16 protein-coding genes are annotated in these 15680 nt (G+C 70.0%); 13 read left to right on the forward strand and 3 right to left on the reverse strand.

The genetic code is table 11. The features are described 5' to 3' along the window. Positions 1-149 precede the first annotated feature (149 nt). A complete protein-coding gene (locus tag Aco03nite_RS49905; protein WP_203809823.1) occupies positions 150-710 on the forward strand; it encodes a DM13 domain-containing protein in 561 nt (186 codons plus the stop codon). Positions 711-735: 25 nt separating this feature from the next. Here Aco03nite_RS49905 and Aco03nite_RS49910 read toward each other — a convergent pair whose 3' ends face one another. Further along, positions 736-930 carry a hypothetical protein gene (locus Aco03nite_RS49910; RefSeq protein ID WP_203809825.1) on the reverse strand — a complete coding sequence of 65 codons (195 nt, stop codon included), beginning with the start codon at positions 928-930 and terminating at the stop codon, positions 736-738. 209 nt (positions 931-1139) lie between these two features. On the opposite strand from Aco03nite_RS49910, the gene Aco03nite_RS49915 reads away from it, so the two are divergent. Next, entirely contained in the window at positions 1140-1283 is a 144-nt protein-coding gene (locus Aco03nite_RS49915; protein ID WP_203809827.1) for a hypothetical protein, read from the forward strand. Between the two features lie 54 nt (positions 1284-1337). Here the strand turns inward: Aco03nite_RS49915 and Aco03nite_RS49920 are convergent, their stop codons facing one another. Beyond that, positions 1338-2687, reverse strand: coding sequence for a glycoside hydrolase family 10 protein (locus tag Aco03nite_RS49920; protein WP_203809829.1), 1350 nt, complete (start codon positions 2685-2687; stop codon positions 1338-1340). A 302-nt stretch (positions 2688-2989) separates the two neighbouring features. On the opposite strand from Aco03nite_RS49920, the gene Aco03nite_RS49925 reads away from it, so the two are divergent. From Aco03nite_RS49925 to Aco03nite_RS49950, 6 genes are all read left to right on the forward strand, one after another. Next, positions 2990-4057 carry a ricin-type beta-trefoil lectin domain protein gene (locus Aco03nite_RS49925; RefSeq protein ID WP_373872701.1) on the forward strand — a complete coding sequence of 356 codons (1068 nt, stop codon included), beginning with the start codon at positions 2990-2992 and terminating at the stop codon, positions 4055-4057. After that, positions 4054-5442, forward strand: coding sequence for a glycoside hydrolase family 43 protein (locus tag Aco03nite_RS49930; RefSeq protein ID WP_203809833.1), 1389 nt, complete (start codon positions 4054-4056; stop codon positions 5440-5442). Before Aco03nite_RS49925 ends, Aco03nite_RS49930 begins: the two co-directional genes overlap by 4 nt. Beyond that, positions 5439-7454 carry a family 43 glycosylhydrolase gene (locus Aco03nite_RS49935; RefSeq protein ID WP_203809835.1) on the forward strand — a complete coding sequence of 672 codons (2016 nt, stop codon included), beginning with the start codon at positions 5439-5441 and terminating at the stop codon, positions 7452-7454. Before Aco03nite_RS49930 ends, Aco03nite_RS49935 begins: the two co-directional genes overlap by 4 nt. 203 nt (positions 7455-7657) lie before the next feature. Next, positions 7658-8206 (forward strand): carboxymuconolactone decarboxylase family protein, encoded by a 549-nt coding sequence (locus tag Aco03nite_RS49940; RefSeq protein ID WP_203809837.1) that lies wholly within the window; start codon positions 7658-7660, stop codon positions 8204-8206. Positions 8207-8288: 82 nt separating this feature from the next. Continuing rightward, on the forward strand, positions 8289-8888 hold the full coding sequence (locus Aco03nite_RS49945) for a MarR family winged helix-turn-helix transcriptional regulator (RefSeq protein WP_203809839.1): 600 nt from the start codon (positions 8289-8291) through the stop codon (positions 8886-8888). 40 nt (positions 8889-8928) lie between these two features. Further along, complete coding sequence (locus Aco03nite_RS49950) at positions 8929-9972, forward strand: poly(ethylene terephthalate) hydrolase family protein (RefSeq protein WP_203809841.1); 1044 nt, start codon at positions 8929-8931, stop codon at positions 9970-9972. A gap of 52 nt (positions 9973-10024) precedes the next feature. Here Aco03nite_RS49950 and Aco03nite_RS49955 read toward each other — a convergent pair whose 3' ends face one another. Further along, positions 10025-10774 (reverse strand): GntR family transcriptional regulator, encoded by a 750-nt coding sequence (locus Aco03nite_RS49955; RefSeq protein ID WP_203809843.1) that lies wholly within the window; start codon positions 10772-10774, stop codon positions 10025-10027. Between the two features lie 111 nt (positions 10775-10885). On the opposite strand from Aco03nite_RS49955, the gene Aco03nite_RS49960 reads away from it, so the two are divergent. From Aco03nite_RS49960 to Aco03nite_RS49980, 5 genes are read left to right on the forward strand one after another with little or no spacing between them, the layout of a single operon-like run. Beyond that, positions 10886-12001 carry an SIS domain-containing protein gene (locus Aco03nite_RS49960; protein ID WP_203809845.1) on the forward strand — a complete coding sequence of 372 codons (1116 nt, stop codon included), beginning with the start codon at positions 10886-10888 and terminating at the stop codon, positions 11999-12001. Position 12002: 1 nt separating this feature from the next. After that, positions 12003-12947 carry an N-acetylglucosamine kinase gene (locus Aco03nite_RS49965; RefSeq protein ID WP_203809847.1) on the forward strand — a complete coding sequence of 315 codons (945 nt, stop codon included), beginning with the start codon at positions 12003-12005 and terminating at the stop codon, positions 12945-12947. Further along, positions 12947-13855 (forward strand): DMT family transporter, encoded by a 909-nt coding sequence (locus tag Aco03nite_RS49970; protein WP_203809849.1) that lies wholly within the window; start codon positions 12947-12949, stop codon positions 13853-13855. The genes Aco03nite_RS49965 and Aco03nite_RS49970 overlap by 1 nt, the downstream gene beginning before the upstream one ends. Then, positions 13852-14793: a 1-phosphofructokinase family hexose kinase gene (locus Aco03nite_RS49975; protein WP_203809851.1), complete on the forward strand. Its 942-nt coding sequence runs from the start codon at positions 13852-13854 to the stop codon at positions 14791-14793. Before Aco03nite_RS49970 ends, Aco03nite_RS49975 begins: the two co-directional genes overlap by 4 nt. 2 nt (positions 14794-14795) lie before the next feature. Continuing rightward, positions 14796-15638 carry a class II fructose-bisphosphate aldolase gene (locus Aco03nite_RS49980; RefSeq protein WP_203809877.1) on the forward strand — a complete coding sequence of 281 codons (843 nt, stop codon included), beginning with the start codon at positions 14796-14798 and terminating at the stop codon, positions 15636-15638. Positions 15639-15680: the final 42 nt, after the last annotated feature.

The following is a 15680-nucleotide window of genomic DNA, read 5'->3' on the forward strand; positions in this document are numbered from 1 at the left end:
GACACCGGGTGCGATGGGCTGTCCTCGGCCGCGGCTTCCATCACCACGTGCACTCGACACCGCTACTCCAGCGGTCCGGTACACGCGGCGGCAGAACGCCCGGATCACAGAGGATCGCATAGGAAAACCGAGACGCTTGACTGGCATGTGTGAATCGCCGTCTGTTCCACCGACCTGTCACCTGGATCGCTGTCGTTGTTCTCGGGATCGGCGGCGCCGGAGCGCTCTACTGGTTTGCGCCGTGGCGGTTGTTCACCGATACCACGGTGACCGAGACGCTGTCCGCCGTGCCGTCGGCGGCGCCGCAACCGTCGGCCTCGGCCGGCGCGGTCCCGGCCGAGCCGGCCGGGCCGGTGGTCGTCGCGGAAGGAGACTTCGTCACCCACGAGCACGACACCAGCGGCACCGCCCGGCTGGTGCGTGCTCCGGACGGCAGCCATCGGCTCGAGATCTCCGGGCTGGACACCAGTGACGGTCCCGACCTGAGGGTCTGGCTGACCGACCAGGAGGTCCGGACCGGCACCGCGGGCTGGCGGGTGTTCGACGACGGAGAGTACGCCGAGCTGGGCGAACTGAAGGGCAACCGCGGCGACCAGGTGTATCGCCTGGACACCGGAGTCGACCCGGCCGCGTTCCGCAGCGTCAGCATCTGGTGCAAACGGTTCGCTGTCTCGTTCGGCGCGGCCGAGCTGACCCCGGTCCGTTCCTGACGACCCGGCGGCGGCACCCTCGACCTCATCGAAGCACCTTCCGGTACACGGCCGTGATCCCGAGGAACAGGACGCCGGCCAGCACCAGTGTGATCGCCGCGTTGACGATCACCGGCCAGTCCTGGACGAAATACTGTTTGCCGAAGTTCGCACCGACGATGATCACGGCGTAGACCCACCAGGGGGCCCATCGCTCGTCCCGTTGCCTACTCGCGTTCACCGTGTTCGCCTCCGATGTCGGGTCTTGCGGCCTCCCCACATCGTTTCCGGGTCTGCCGCTGCTGCCATCCATCAGGAGATCGAGGCCCACGTCATCATTTAGTCGCACACGGGCCGGTGGTCGCGAAGGTTCCCGGCAACACGGTCATCCATTGTGGAGGAAAATCCGTACTACCTCGGTCAGCACATCACCGACCTCGAGGAGTCCTCGTGCGATCATCTCGAACCCGCGTCCGCCTGCTCGCGATCATCGCTGCGATCGCCGTCTTCCTCGGCCTCAGCGTCGTCACGATCCAGGCGCAGGCCTCCGATATACCCCTGAATCCCCAACAGTTCGTCTTCTTCCGCGGATAACTGCCACAGCCGCCGCGCGGACCTCACCGCTGAGGCCGGATCCCCGCCGGTGCTTCAGGCCGCTGCGCAGACCGGGTCAGCGGTGGGGGCGGTGCCGGTTCCCTGGAAGCCGAACTCGGTGGAGCCGCCGGAGGTGAGTTGTCCGTTGTAGTCGGCGTTGCGGAATTTGACCGTGCCCGTGGTGCCGTTGGCGGTTGCGCTCCACGTGCTGGTCACCGCACCGCCGGACGGCAGCGTCACGGTTACGTTCCAGCCGCTGAGGGCGGCTCCGGCGGTGACCCGGACGGTGGCGACGTAACCGCCGGTCCAGGAGTTCAGGGAGATCGTCGCGGTGCAGCCGCCGCCGGGTTGCGGGGAGGTGCTGGGTGACGGCGGGACGCTGGGCGACGGGGAACCGGTGCCGCCGGCGTTCAGGGCGTTGAGCACCGCGGTGTACGCGGCCTTCCGGTTGCCCGAGTTGTCGAACAGCAGGGGGTTCTCGCCGGTGCGCCACGAGTCGCTGTCGCGGATGCCCCAGACGGTGATGCCGGTGCAGCGGGACACCGTCAGGCAGGCCCGTGTCACGGTGGCGTAGATGTTCGCCTGGTTGCCGCCCTGGGCCACGTCCAGCTCGGTGATCTGCACGTCGACGCCCAGGTCGGCGAAGCGCTGCAGGTTGGCCTGGTAGTCGCCGGCGATGGTGGTGCCCAGGTGCGACTGGAAGCCGACACAGTCGATCGGTACGCCGCGGGCCTTGAAGTCGCGGACCATGGTGTAGATCCCGGTCGACTTGGCGTTGACGCCGTCGGTGTTGTAGTCGTTGTAGCAGAGTTTGGCGGCCGGGTCGGCGGCCCGTGCTGCACGGAACGCGGCCTCGATCCAGTCGTTGCCGGTGCGCTGCAGGTTGGAGTCGCGGCGCCCGCCGCTGCCGCCGTCGGCGAAGGCCTCGTTCACCACGTCCCAGGCGTAGATCTTTCCCCGGTAGTGGGTCGCCACCTGGGTGACGTGATTGATCATCGCGCTGCGCAGCGCGGTACCCGACAGGGACTGCGCCCATCCCGGTTCCTGCTGGTGCCACAGCAGGGCATGGCCGCGGACCTTGGCGCCCATGGCGATGCCCTGGTTGAGGATCCGGTCGCCGTTGGTGTAGGTGAACCGGCCCTGGGAGGGTTCGGTGGCGTCCCACTTCATCTCGTTCTCGGCGGTGACCGAGTTGAACTCGCGGTTCAGGATGCCGGTGTAGGTGGCGTCACCGAGCCGGCCGGCGGCGATCGCCGCGCCGTAGTAGCGGCCGGTCTGCGCCGCGGACGCGCCGAGGGTGGTGGCGGCCTCGGCGGTGCCGGCCAGGGTGGCGCCGGAGGCGACGACCACCCCCGCCACGGCCGAGGCCAGTAACAGGGAGCGGCTCTTCTGGAGCAGGGGCATGGCGGGAGACCTTTCGGCGGGGACCGAGCGTGATGGGAGCGTTCCCATCCGGATGCCTCATGGTGCCAGTGAATTTCGCGGAAATGCGAGAGCGGCAATCACCGAGCCGTCCGCGTAACACTTTCGCGAACGCTGATTCTGGCGCTATGTGATCGCCTTGGAAAAGTCGCACTTGAATGTCCCGAAACATGCTGGCAATCTGCGAGGACCGGTTGTTAGCGCTCTCATCCCCGATTCGGGAGTGTTGACGAGCCGCCCTTTCCCCAGGAGGCTTCGCCATGTCCACTCGACGACGGTGGCTCTTGCCGACCGTACTCACGGCTGCTCTTGCCCTTGCCGGTGTGCTCTGTCAACCCGTGGCGGCGGCGGCCGCGGAATCCAACGGCGGCACCCGGGTCATGCCGCTCGGCGACTCCATCACCGAAGGCACGCAGATTCCCGGCGGATACCGGATCGGGCTCTGGCAGCGCCTGGCGTCCGCCGGATATCGCGTCGATTTTGTCGGCACCCAGTTCAACGGGCCGGCCAATCTCGGCGACCACGACCACCAAGGGCATCCCGGCTGGCGCATCGACCAGATCGACGCCAATGTCGCCGGCTGGCTGCGTGCCACCACGCCCCGCACCGTGCTGCTGCACCTCGGCACCAACGACATCCTGCAGAACTACAACGTGTCCGGCGCGCCGGCCCGGCTCTCCACCCTGATCGACCGGATCACCGCCACCGTCGGGTCGGCGGACGTCTTCGTTGCCACGATCATCCCGCTGGCGAACTCCGGGCAGGAGACCGCCGCACGCACCTACAACGCGGCCCTGTCCACGATCGTACGCGGCAAGGGCTCTCGGGTGCACCTGGTCGACATGCACGCCGCCCTGACCACCGCCGACTTGATCGACGGCATCCACCCGACCGCCGCCGGTTACGACAAGATGGCCGCCACCTGGTACGCCGCACTGCGCTCGGTCCCCGGCACCATCGGCGACCCGAACAGCGGCGGCAGCAGCGGCGCCCTGGCCGGCACCGCCTCCGGACGCTGCCTGGACGTCCCCGGCAGCACCACCACCAACGGCACCCAGCCGATCATCTGGGACTGCAGCGGCGCGGCCAACCAGCAGTGGGCCCACGACGGGCAGACCCTGCGCTCGCTGGGAAAGTGCCTCGACTCGCCGACCGGCGCCACCACCGGGGCCAAGGCGCAGCTCTGGGACTGCAGCGGAGCCGACAACCAGCAGTGGAGCCACACCTCCGGCGGCCCGGTCCGCAACGTCCGGTCCGGACTGTGCCTGGAGGCCGGCGGCACCACGAACGGATCCACCGTCACCCTCCGGACCTGCACCGGATCCGCCGCACAGAACTGGACACGACGATGAGGCGAACCCTGGCCATCCTGCTGTCCCTGGCGGTGACCATGCTCGCCGCGGTGGGGACGGCACCCGCGCGGGCGGACAACCCGATCGTGCAGACGATCCACACCGCCGACCCGGCGCCGCTGGTTCACAACGGGCGCGTCTACCTCTACACCGGCCACGACGAGGACGGGTCGACCTGGTTCACCATGAAGGAGTGGCGGCTGTACTCGTCGGCCGACATGGTCAACTGGACCGACCACGGCTCGCCGATGAGCGTCGCCACCTTCAGCTGGGCCAGCAAGGACGCCTGGGCCGGTCAGGTCGTACACCGCAATGGGAAGTTCTTCTGGTACGTGCCGGTCGTCAACCGGGCCACCGGGCGGATGGCCATCGGCGTCGGTGTGGCGAACAGCCCGGCCGGCCCGTTCTCCGACGCGCTCGGCCGGCCGCTGGTGGAGAACGGCGAGATCGACCCGTCGGTCTTCATCGACGACGACGGCCAGGCCTACCTCTACTGGGGCAACCCGAACCTGTGGTACGTGCGGCTGAACAGCGACATGATCAGCTACAGCGGCAGCGCCACGAAGATCGCGCTGACCACCGCCGGGTTCGGCGCCCGCACCGGCGACGCCAACCGGCCCACGCTGTATGAGGAAGGCCCCTGGGTCTACAAACGCAACGGCCTCTACTACAACGTCTTCGCCGCCAAGTGCTGCTCGGAGTTCATCGCCTACTCCACCGCGCCGGGGCCGCTCGGCCCGTGGACCTACCGCGGGACCGTCATGCCTGCTCAGGGCAGTAGCTTCACCAACCACGCGGGCATCGTCGACTTCAACGGCGGGTCGTACTTCTTCTACCACAACGGCGCGCTGCCCGGCGGTGGTGGTTTCACCCGCTCGGTAGCCGTGGAGAAGTTCAGCTATAACGCCGACGGCAGCATCCCGCAGATCACCATGACCACCGGCGGCGCGCCGCAGAACGCGACGCTCAACCCGTACACCAGGCAGGAAGCCGAGACGATCGCCTGGAGTTCCGGCGTGGAGACCGAGCGGGCGAGCGACGGCGGCATGAACGTCGGCTTCCTCGAGAACGGCGACTACATCAAGGTCAAGGGGGTCGCCTTCGGGTCCGGTGCGACCTCGTTCTCGGCGCGGATCGCCTCCGCCGCGGCGGGCGGCCGCATCGAGTTGCGGCTGGGCAGCCCCACCGGCACCCTCGCCGGGACCTGCACCGTGCCCGGGACCGGCGGCTGGCAGACCTGGACCACGGTCAGCTGCCCGATCAGCGCCGCCACCGGCAACCAGGACCTGTACCTGCGGTTCACCGGCGGCAGCGGCTACCTGTTCAACGTCGACTGGTGGCAGTTCGCCGCCGGCTCCTTCGTCACGGAAACGGGGAACCGATGAGACGACTCGCCGCGATCGCCCTGACCGCAGTCCTCGGCATGACCGGCGGCCTCACCGTGACCACCCCGGCCTCCGCCGCCACGATCGACACCAGCGCCACGTACGTGCTGGTCAACCGCACCAGCGGCAAAGCCCTCGACCTGTACAACCTGGCCACCACCGACGGCGCGCGGATCACCCAGTGGACCCGCAACGACCAGGCCCAGCAGCAGTGGCGGTTCGTCGACTCCGGCGGCGGCTTCTACCGGCTCCGGTCCCAGCACTCCGGCAAAGTCCTCGACGTGTCCGGCGCGTCCACCGCCGACGGCGCGGCAGTGGTGCAGTGGGCCGACACCAACGCCGCCAACCAGCAGTTCAGCGTCCAGGACGTCGACGGCTACATCCAGCTGATCAACCGCAACAGCGGCAAGGCCGTCGAGGTGCAGAACGCGTCCACCGCCGACAACGCCCCCGTCGTGCAGTACACCGACTGGAACGGCGCCAACCAGCAGTGGCAGCTCGTCGAACTCGGCGCGACCACCCCGGGCGGCGGCGGCACGTTCACCAACCCGGTGGTGTGGCAGGACTTCGCCGACGGGGACATCATCCGGGTCGGGGACGCCTACTACTACTCGGCGTCGACCATGCACTACTCGCCGGGGGCGCCGATCCTGCGGTCGTACGACCTGGTCAACTGGGAGTACGCGGGGCATTCGGTGCCGCGGCTCGACTTCGACTCGTCCGCCTACGACCTGTCCGGTGGCCGCGCGTACGTCAAGGGCATCTGGGCTTCGGCGTTCAACTACCGGCCCGGCAACAGCACCTACTACTGGCTGGGCTGCACCGAGTTCAACCGCACCTACGTCTACACCGCCGCCGCTGTCGACGGCACGTGGACGAAGAAGGCGCGGATCAACAACTGCTATTACGACGCGGGGCTGCTGTTCGACAACGACACCCCCTATGTGGCGTACGGCAACGGCACGATCAGCGTCGCCCAGCTGTCGTCCGACCTCACCTCGCAGGTCCGGGCACAGACCGTTTACACCACGCCGTCGAGCATCGGCACCCTCGAGGGCGCCCGCATGTACAAGCGTGGGAACTACTACTACATCTGGCTGACCCGCCCGGCCAACGGCCAGTACGTGCTGCGGTCGACCAGCCCCTTCGGCCCGTACGAGCAGAAACAGGTCCTTCTTGATCTGCCCGGCCCGATCAGCGGTGGGGGAGTGCCGCATCAGGGCGGGCTGGTCCAGACCCAGGCCGGTGACTGGTGGTACATGGCGTTCACCGACGCCTACCCCGGCGGCCGGGTGCCGACGCTGGCCCCGATCACCTGGAGCAACGACTGGCCGGTGCTGACCACCGTCGGCGGGCGGTGGGGCGCATCCTATCCGAAGCCGGACATCACCACGTCGAAGACCGTGCAGCCGATGACCGGCCCGGACACGTTCACCCGGCTCGGCCACCGCTGGGAATGGAACCACAACCCGGACACCAGCAGGTACGCCGTCGGAAACGGGCTGCGGCTGTCCACCGCGACCGTCACGAACGACCTGTACAGCGCCCGCAACACGCTTACCCACCGCATCCAGGGGCCGTCGTCGACGGCCACCATCGAACTCGACTACTCCGCGATGGCCAACGGCGACCGGGCCGGCCTGGCCATGTTGCGCGACTCCTCGGCGTGGATCGGCATCCGTAGGGACAACGGTGTCACCCGGGTCTCGATGACCAACGGCCTCACCATGAACTCCAGCTGGGCCACCACCGGCACCGGCAGTGAGGCGGCCGGCGTGAACGTGTCCGGCGGCAAGGTCTGGCTGCGGGTGTCCGCGGACATCCGGCCGGGCTCCGGGCGTACCGCCACCTTCTCCTGGAGCACCGACGGCAGCACCTTCACCGGCCTCGGCCCGGCGTTCACCCTGAACAACGCCTGGCAGTTCTTCATGGGCTACCGGTTCGGCATCTTCAACTACGCCACCCAGGCCCTGGGCGGCACCGTCACCGTCAACCGCTTCGACCTGACGTAAGGAGGACATCCATGTCGCCGCAGCGGCAGGGCGGTCTCGACGGCGTGGCGTGCACCGGAGCGCCGATCCTCCGCTCATCGACTCATGGCGGAGAGCTCACGGGTGCACCGGCCGGCGCCCTGTGCGGTGGGACACAGTGCGAACGGCTGCACCTCGTGCTTATAGTTGGCACTGCCAAATAACAACGAGTGAAGGAGACTTCGATGTCTCGTATCGCGACAGTCGACCCGGCCACCGCTGAGGGTCAGGCCCGCACCCTGCTCGGGCGCGTCGAGCGTGCCCTCGGCACCACCCCGAACATGATGCGGGCGATGGCCGCCTCACCGGCGGTGCTCGACGCCTACCTGCAATTCTCCGGCGCCCTGTCGAAGGGGTCGCTGCCCGGCGCGGTGCAGGAGCAGATCGCCCTGGTCGCCGCGGTGGAGAACGAGTGCGGCTACTGCCTCGCCGCGCACACCGTGCTCGGCGCCCGCGCCGGGGTCTCCGAGGACGACCTGGCCGCCGGGCGTGACGCGCGGGCATCCGACCCGAAGGCCGAAGCGGCGCTGGTCTTCGCCAAGGCGGTCATCGAGACCAAAGGTTTCGTCACCGACGGTGACCTCGACAAGGTGCGCGCCGCCGGATACGGCGACGGCGAGATCGGCGAGATCGTGGCGGCGGTCGCGCTGAACACGTTCACCAACTACTTCAACTCGGTCGGGCAGACCACACTCGACTTCCCGCCCGTCGCCGGCGTCACCCTGCGGGACTGACAGCCGCCGTCCGGCTCACGGGTGTTCCCGCCGATTCCTAGAATGGCGGGAACACCCGCAGCCGGAGAAGAGGACGAGTCGCGTGCCCGAGGTTCCCGGTCTGCCACCGTCCGGCCAGTTGCTGATCGGCCTGGCCCGGCTGGGGCAGGCCGTGCGGATGCAGGCGTGGCGCAACGGCGGGCCGCACGGGCTGTCGCCGTTGCAGGCCGACATCGTGACGATGTTGCAGGCCCGGCCGGGGGCGGTGCGCCAGGGCGAGATCGTGGCGGACCTGGCGTCGACCGCGCCGACGGTCTCCGACGCGGTGAAGGCGCTGCGTAAGAAGGACCTGGTGGAGGGCACCCGCGACCCCGGTGACGCCCGGGTGCTGCTGGTGGGCCTGACCGAGTCCGGGCGGGCGGAGGCGGCGCGGTTGAACGAGCCGTCGGAGGTCCTGACCGGCGCGGTCGACGCGTTGTCACCGGAGGATCTCGCGGCCATGCTGCGGGGGACCACGGCGCTGATTCGCCGGCTGCAGGACCACAGGGCGATCCCGGTCTCGCGGATGTGCCTGACCTGCCGTTTCTTCGTGCCGCACGCGCACCCGGAGCCGACCGGGCGCCCCCATCACTGCAACTTCGTGGACGCCCCGTTCGGCGACGCCGAACTGCGCGTCACCTGCCCCGACCACGAGCCCGGCTGAGCTGACCGCTTTCTGAAACTTCCTCACTAACGTCCGGCCGATGCGAACCAACATGCGCAGACGTCTGGGTGCCGCAGCGACGGCGCTCGTGGCTCTGGCCGTCACCGGCATCGGCATCCACACCGCCGATGCGGGCACCACCGTCGGCGGCCGCACGGCCGAGAACGGCCGCACGGCCGGGGCGAGCACCACCGAGATCACTTCATTGACGTACGACCTCGGGCCGAAAGCCTTCACCGACCTGCCCGAATGGGAAGGCCCGTCCGAGGTCAAGGCGATCGTCCGCTACCCGCGACAAGCGGCCGGGAAGCTACCGGTCGTCGTCCTGCTGCACGGGCAGCAGCTCGCGTGCCATTCGGCGGACGAGAACGACTGGGACAGCTGGCCGTGCCCGCGGGGCGTCAAGCCGTACCCCAGCTTCCGGGGTTACGACTACCTGGCCGACGCGCTGGCCAAGGACGGGTTCGCGGTGGTGTCGATCAGCGCGAACGGGCTCAACTTCCACATGGGTGTCGCGCCGCAGCGGGCCAGGCTCATCAACCGGCACCTGGCCCTGCTCCAGCAGCGCCGGGACCTGCGCGACCGGCTCGACTTCACCCGGGTGGGCACCATGGGCCACTCGGTCGGCGGCGAGGGCGTCATGTACCAGGCCGCCTACGGCAACCGCAAAGAACTTCCCGCCGGCGTACGCATCCGGGGTGTCGTCTCGGTCGCCTCGCCCCCGCCGAGCGGCTTCTACGACACCCGCGTGACGACGGCGCCGATCGCGGTGTTCTCCGCCGGGTGCTGGTCGCTCGGTAACGAGAAGTACTTCCAGGAGGGTGTCCACGGCTTCCGGATCCGGGTGACGAAGGGCAACCACAACTACTACAACACCGAGTGGACGAGGGGCCCCGGGCCGGGCGACGGCGACGACACCGACTGTCCCGCGACGACGGGCCGGCCGTCGGCGGCACAACAGCAGGATCTCGCGGTGCACTACCTGCGGGCGTTCTACCGCTACACGCTCAAGGGCGACAGCGCCGCGAAGAAGACCCTGACCAGCCCGTTCCCCGGCGTCGACACCGAGCTCGCCAGTTTCTGACGCCACCACAGGTGCCCGGCCCCCTCCGTGAAGCCACCGGACGGGCCGGGCCTCAGTCGGTGATCGAGGCGCGGAAGGTGTAACGGTCGCCGCGGTACGCCTGGATGGTCAGTTCGATCGGGACGGCTTCCTGGTTGAACGTCAGCTGGGTGGCGGCCAGGATCGGGACCGGTCCGCTGATGTCGAGCTGGGTTCGCTCCTGGTCGGTGGCGATTCGGGCTTCGACCGAGTAGTCCGCGTAGTGCGGCTGCTGTTTCGGTGTCGCCTCGCGCAGGACGTCGTAGAGCGATCGCCGGGTGAAGTCGGTACCGGCCAGGGCGGGTGCGACGGCCAGCGGGAGCCGGTTGTGCTCGACCGCGATCACCAGGTCGTTGAGGTAGCGCAGGCGGTGCATCTCGAACAGGTCCGCACCGGCCACGGTGTGCAGCAGTTCGGCCTCGCGGACGGTGGCCGGGCGCACCGCGGCGGAGAGCACCTCGCTGCGCATCCGCTGGCCGCGCTGCTGGGCCAGGTCGGTGAAGCCCATGACCCGTCCGTCGGTGCCCGCGCCGCGTGATTTGGGGGCGGCGGCGATGGCCCAGCCGCGGGCCGGCAGGGACACCAGGATGCCGCGTTCCCGCAGCTCGCCGAGGGCGGCCCGGATGGTCACGCGGGAGGCCTCGTAGCGCTCGGCCAGCTGTCGTTCCGACGGCAGCCGGGCGCCGTCGGCTCCGTCGATGGCGCGCAGGTCGGTCTCGATGCGGTCGGCGAGGCGGAGGTAGAGCGGAAGCGCCTCGGGATCGATCAAGGGGTTGGTCGCCATGACGCGAAAGGCTACCAGCAGCATACCGAAGCAAACCGTTGACAGACCAGTTGCATACCAGTAGCTTTCCGGAACCAGGCCAGTTTGGCTCGTGAGTAAACCGGGAGCGCAATGAGCGGCAACGACTTCACCAGGGCCGAGATCAACCAGCAGCCGGTCATGTGGCGCGCGACCCAGCAGGTGACAGCCGGACTGCGTACCGAGGTCGGCCGGGTCCTCGGCGGGGTCCTCGCCGACCCGCGCACCCGGATCGTGCTGACCGGCGCCGGCACCTCGGCGTACGCCGGAGAACTCCTCGCACCGGAACTCAGCCGCGTACTGAAACGGCAGGTCGAAGCCGTCGCGACGACCGACATCGTCGCCGACCCGCAGTCGGTGGCCGTCGACGACCGGCCGGTCCTGCTGGTCTCGTTCGCCCGCAGCGGCAACAGCCCCGAGTCGGTCGCCGCCGCCCGCCTCGTCGACCAGCTCGCTACCACCGCCCACCACCTGGTGATCACCTGCAACGCCGACGGCGACCTCGCCGCCCGGTACCGCGATGCCGGCAACGCCGTCGTGGTGAACCTGCCGGCCGCCACCAACGACCGCGGCTTCGCGATGACCTCGTCCTTCACCAGCATGGTCCTGGCCGCCTGGCTGCTGCTGGCCGGCGACGCCGACGTCGAGGCGCTCGCCGTGGCCGCCGAGACGGTGCTCGCCCGCACCGCCACGATCACCGCGACGATCACCGGGCTGAACCCGGACCGGATCGTCTACCTCGGCTCCGGCGCGCTCAAGGGCCTGGCCCACGAGGCCGCCCTCAAATGCGTCGAGCTGACCGCCGGCGACATCGTCACCGTGGGGGAGTCCACGCTGGGCTTCCGGCACGGCCCGAAAGCCGCACTCACCGACGGCACCCTCGCCGTCGTCTTCGTCTCCGGCGACACCTACCGGCGGGCCTACGACCTGGACATGGCGCGCGAACTGGTCGCGTCCCTCGGACCCGACCGGGTGGTGCTGATCGCCGACACCGAGTACGACGTCGCCGCCACCCACTGGCGGGTGCCCCGGCCGGTGGGGCTGCCGGACGGGCTCTGGGCGATCGCCGCGATCATCCCGGCCCAGCTCACCGGCCTGACCCTGTCCCTGGCCGGCGGGCACACCCCGGACAACCCGTTCCCCGGCGGCGAGGTCAACCGGGTCGTCCAGGGCGTCACCATCCACCCGTTCACCGACGGGCAGGCCTGACATGTACCTGGGTGTGGACGGCGGCGGCACCAAGACGGCCTTCTGCCTGATCGACGAGCACGGCACTTTACGGGCCGAGGCCCGGACGGCGAGCATCCACTACCTGACGAGCGGCATCGACATCGTCGAACCGCTGCTCCGCGAAGGAGTCGGCGAGGTCTGCGCCACCGCTGGCATCACCCCCGCGGACATCACCCACGCGTTCTTCGGCATCCCCTGCCACGGCGAGGTCGCCGCGGACGTGCCGATCCTCGACGCGCTGCCGCGGACGGTGCTCGGCACCGGCCGGTACGGCTGCGGCAACGACATGATCTGCGGCTGGGCCGGCTCACTCGGCGGCCACGACGGGATCAACGTGGTCGCGGGCACCGGCTCCATCGCGTACGGCGAGAACGGCGACCGCCGGGCCCGGGCCAGCGGCTGGAGCGAACTGTTCGGCGACGAGGGCTCCGGCTACTGGGTGGCGATCCAGGGTCTGAACGCGTTCAGCCGGATGAGCGACGGCCGCCTGCCACGGGGCCCGCTGGCCGACATGCTGCGCGACACGCTGGGCCTGGCGGACGACCTCGACGTGATCGACGTCGTCCTGAACCGGTGGCAGGGCGACCGGGCCCGGATCGCCGCTCTGAGCCACGCGGTCGTCCGGGCCGCCGATGCCGGTGACACCGCGAGCCGGGCGATCCTGGCGCGGGCCGGCCGGGAACTGGCGGCGCTCGCCGACGCCGAAGCCGCGGCCCTCGACTTTCCGGGCGGCGCGGCCGTCCCGGTCTCGTACTCCGGCGGGATGTTCACCGTCCCGCTGCTGCTGGACGCCTTCCGGGACGCGCTCGACGACCGTTACGACGTGCGTGAACCGCTGCTCGACCCGCATCTCGGCGCCGCGGTGTACGCCGCACGACTGGCCGGGCGGCGGATCCCCCTCACCTCACTGACGAAGGAATCGTGATGAGCCCGATGGTGACGAATCGTCGTACCGGCTGGATCCCGTACGCAGGCCTGCTGGTGTTGTTCTGGGGTGTCTGGGGTGCCTTCTCCAGCCTTCCGACCAGCAGGTACGGCTATCCCGACGGGATGGTCTACATCATCTGGTCGATCACGATGATCATCCCGGCCGTGGTCGCGCAGCGGAAGGCCACCTTCGACCGGCGCCCGATCGCCGCGTTCTACGGCCTGATCGTCGGCATCACCGGCGCCGGCGGGCAGCTGCTGCTGTTCAAGGCCCTGACCATGGGCCCGGCCTACGTCATCTTCCCGATCATCGCGCTGTCCCCGGCGATCACCGTGGTGATGGCCCTCGTCGCGCTCCGCGAGCGCCTGACCCGGATGGCCCTGGCCGGGGTCGTGCTGGCCCTGATCGCCATCGTGCTGTTCTCGGTCGCCCCCGGCGACGAAGGCGTGTCGACCGGACCGTACCTGCTGCTGGCGGTGCTGATCTGCGTCGCGTGGGGTGTCCAGGCCTACTACATGCGCAAGGCGGCGACCGTCGGTGTCAACGACGCCAGCACGTTCACCTGGATGACGATCAGCGGCCTGGTGCTGATCCCGGTCGCGCTGCTGCTGATGGGCGGCTTCCCGACCGGCTTCCCGTGGCAGGCGCCCGCGCTCACCGGCGTGATCCAGATCCTCAACGCCGTCGGCGCGCTGTTCCTGGTGATGGCGATGAGCCGGGGCAAGGCCTCGGTGGTCGCCCCGATCACCAACGCCCTCGCCCCGGTCCTGACCATCGGGCTGTCGCTCGCGGTCTACCAGGCCATCCCGTCGATCTACCAGACCGCGGGTATCGTGCTCGCGCTGGCCGGATCGACGCTGATGGTCTACACCTCGGAGAAGTCCGCCGAACTGGCGCAGGCATGACCCGGGTCGTCACCGTCACCCTCAATCCTGCCGTCGACATCACCTACGACGTACCGGAACTGCAGGTCGGCGGCAGTGTGCGGATCAGCGGAGTGCGGTCCCGGGCCGGCGGCAAAGGGGTCAACGTCGCGGCGGTGGTCCGTGCCCTGGGCGGCGACAGTGTGGTCGTCGCCCCGACCACGCTGACCACACCCGATCCGTTCCGTGACGGCCTCGACCTTCTCGGCCTGGACCACCATCTGGTTCCTGCGGTACGGGCGGTCCGGCACACCGTGGCAGTGGTCGGAGCGGACGGGGCGACCACCATCCTGCTGGAGCCGGGCAGCCCGGTCGAGGGGGACGCCGAACCGGACGTGGTCGCCGCGGTCAGCGCCGAGTTGCGTACCGCCGACGCTCTGGTGATCTCCGGCAGCGTCGCGCCCGGCCTGTCGCCGCACCTGCCCGCTCGCCTGGCCGCGATGGCGGCCGGGCGGGGAGTGCCGGTGATCGCCGACGTCTCCGGACCGGCGCTGCGAGCAGTGCCGGAGACGGGAGCGGTGCTCACCCCCAACCACGACGAGTTCACCGAACTCACCGGCCACCACGCGGAGACCGTCCGGGACGTGGCCGCCCTCGGCCGCCGGGTGATCGAGGGCGGCGCGGCTGCGGTCGTCGTGACCCTGGGCAGCCGGGGAGCGGTCGCGGTCACCCGGTCGGGCGCCTGGTACGCGCCCGCCGCGGCCGCTGTCGACGGCAACCCCACCGGCGCCGGCGACGCGGCGGCCGCGGCCCTGGCCCTGTGGCTGGCGCACACCGCCGCACCGATCAGCTGGGCCGACGCTCTGGCCGACGCGGTGGCCACCTCGGCCGCGTGCGTGCTGCGGCCGGTCGCCGGCGAGATCGACCTGCAAGCCCGCGCCCGCTGGCGCGACACCATCATCGTGGAGGATCTGACGTGACCATGCCCTCGATCGTGGACGGCCTGCGGGGCAGTGGCCGCGGGATCGGCGCCTTCAACGCGATCCTGCTGGAACACGCCGAGGCCATCGTGGCCGGCGCCGAGGACGCCAGGCTGCCGGTGATCCTGCAGATCTCCCAGAACGCCGTGCTCTACCACGGCAGTCTCGCCCCGTTCGCTGCCGCGTGCCTGAGCCTGGCCGCGCACGCCTCGGTCCCGGTGGTCGTGCACCTGGACCACGCCGAGGACGAGGCGCTCATCGACCAGGCGGTGGCGCTGGGCATCCGGTCGGTGATGTTCGACGCGGCGGCGCTGCCGTACGCCGACAACGTGGCCCGCACCCGTGCCGTCGTGGAGCGCTGTCATGCGGCCGGCTGCTGGGTGGAGGCCGAACTGGGCGAGATCGGCGGCAAGGACGGTGCGCACGCCCCGGGGGTGCGCACCGATCCCGCCGAAGCGGCCGCGTTCGTCGCGGCGACCGGTGTCGACGCCCTCGCCGTCGCGGTCGGTTCGTCACATGCGATGAACACCCGCGACGCGGTCCTGGACGACGAGCTGATCGGCCGGCTCGCCGCGGCGGTGCCGGTGCCGTTGGTGCTGCACGGCTCGTCCGGCGTCCCGGAGGACGGTCTGCGCCGCGCGGTCCGTGAGGGCATCACCAAGGTCAACGTGGGTACGCTGCTCAACCGGGTCCTGACCGGCAAGGTCCGCGAGACCCTGGCCGAACGCACCGAGCTGACCGACCCCCGTAAGTACCTGTCTCCCGGCCGGGACGCGGTGCGGACCGCGGTCGCGCAGACACTGCGGCTGCTCGCCCCCGCGCCCTCGCCGGTCGCCGGCCACTGACCGGTAACCCCGGCGACCTGGCCGGTGGCCACCGGCCACTGA

The organism is Actinoplanes couchii, assembly GCF_016862075.1.
Taxonomy (GTDB): domain Bacteria; phylum Actinomycetota; class Actinomycetes; order Mycobacteriales; family Micromonosporaceae; genus Actinoplanes; species Actinoplanes couchii.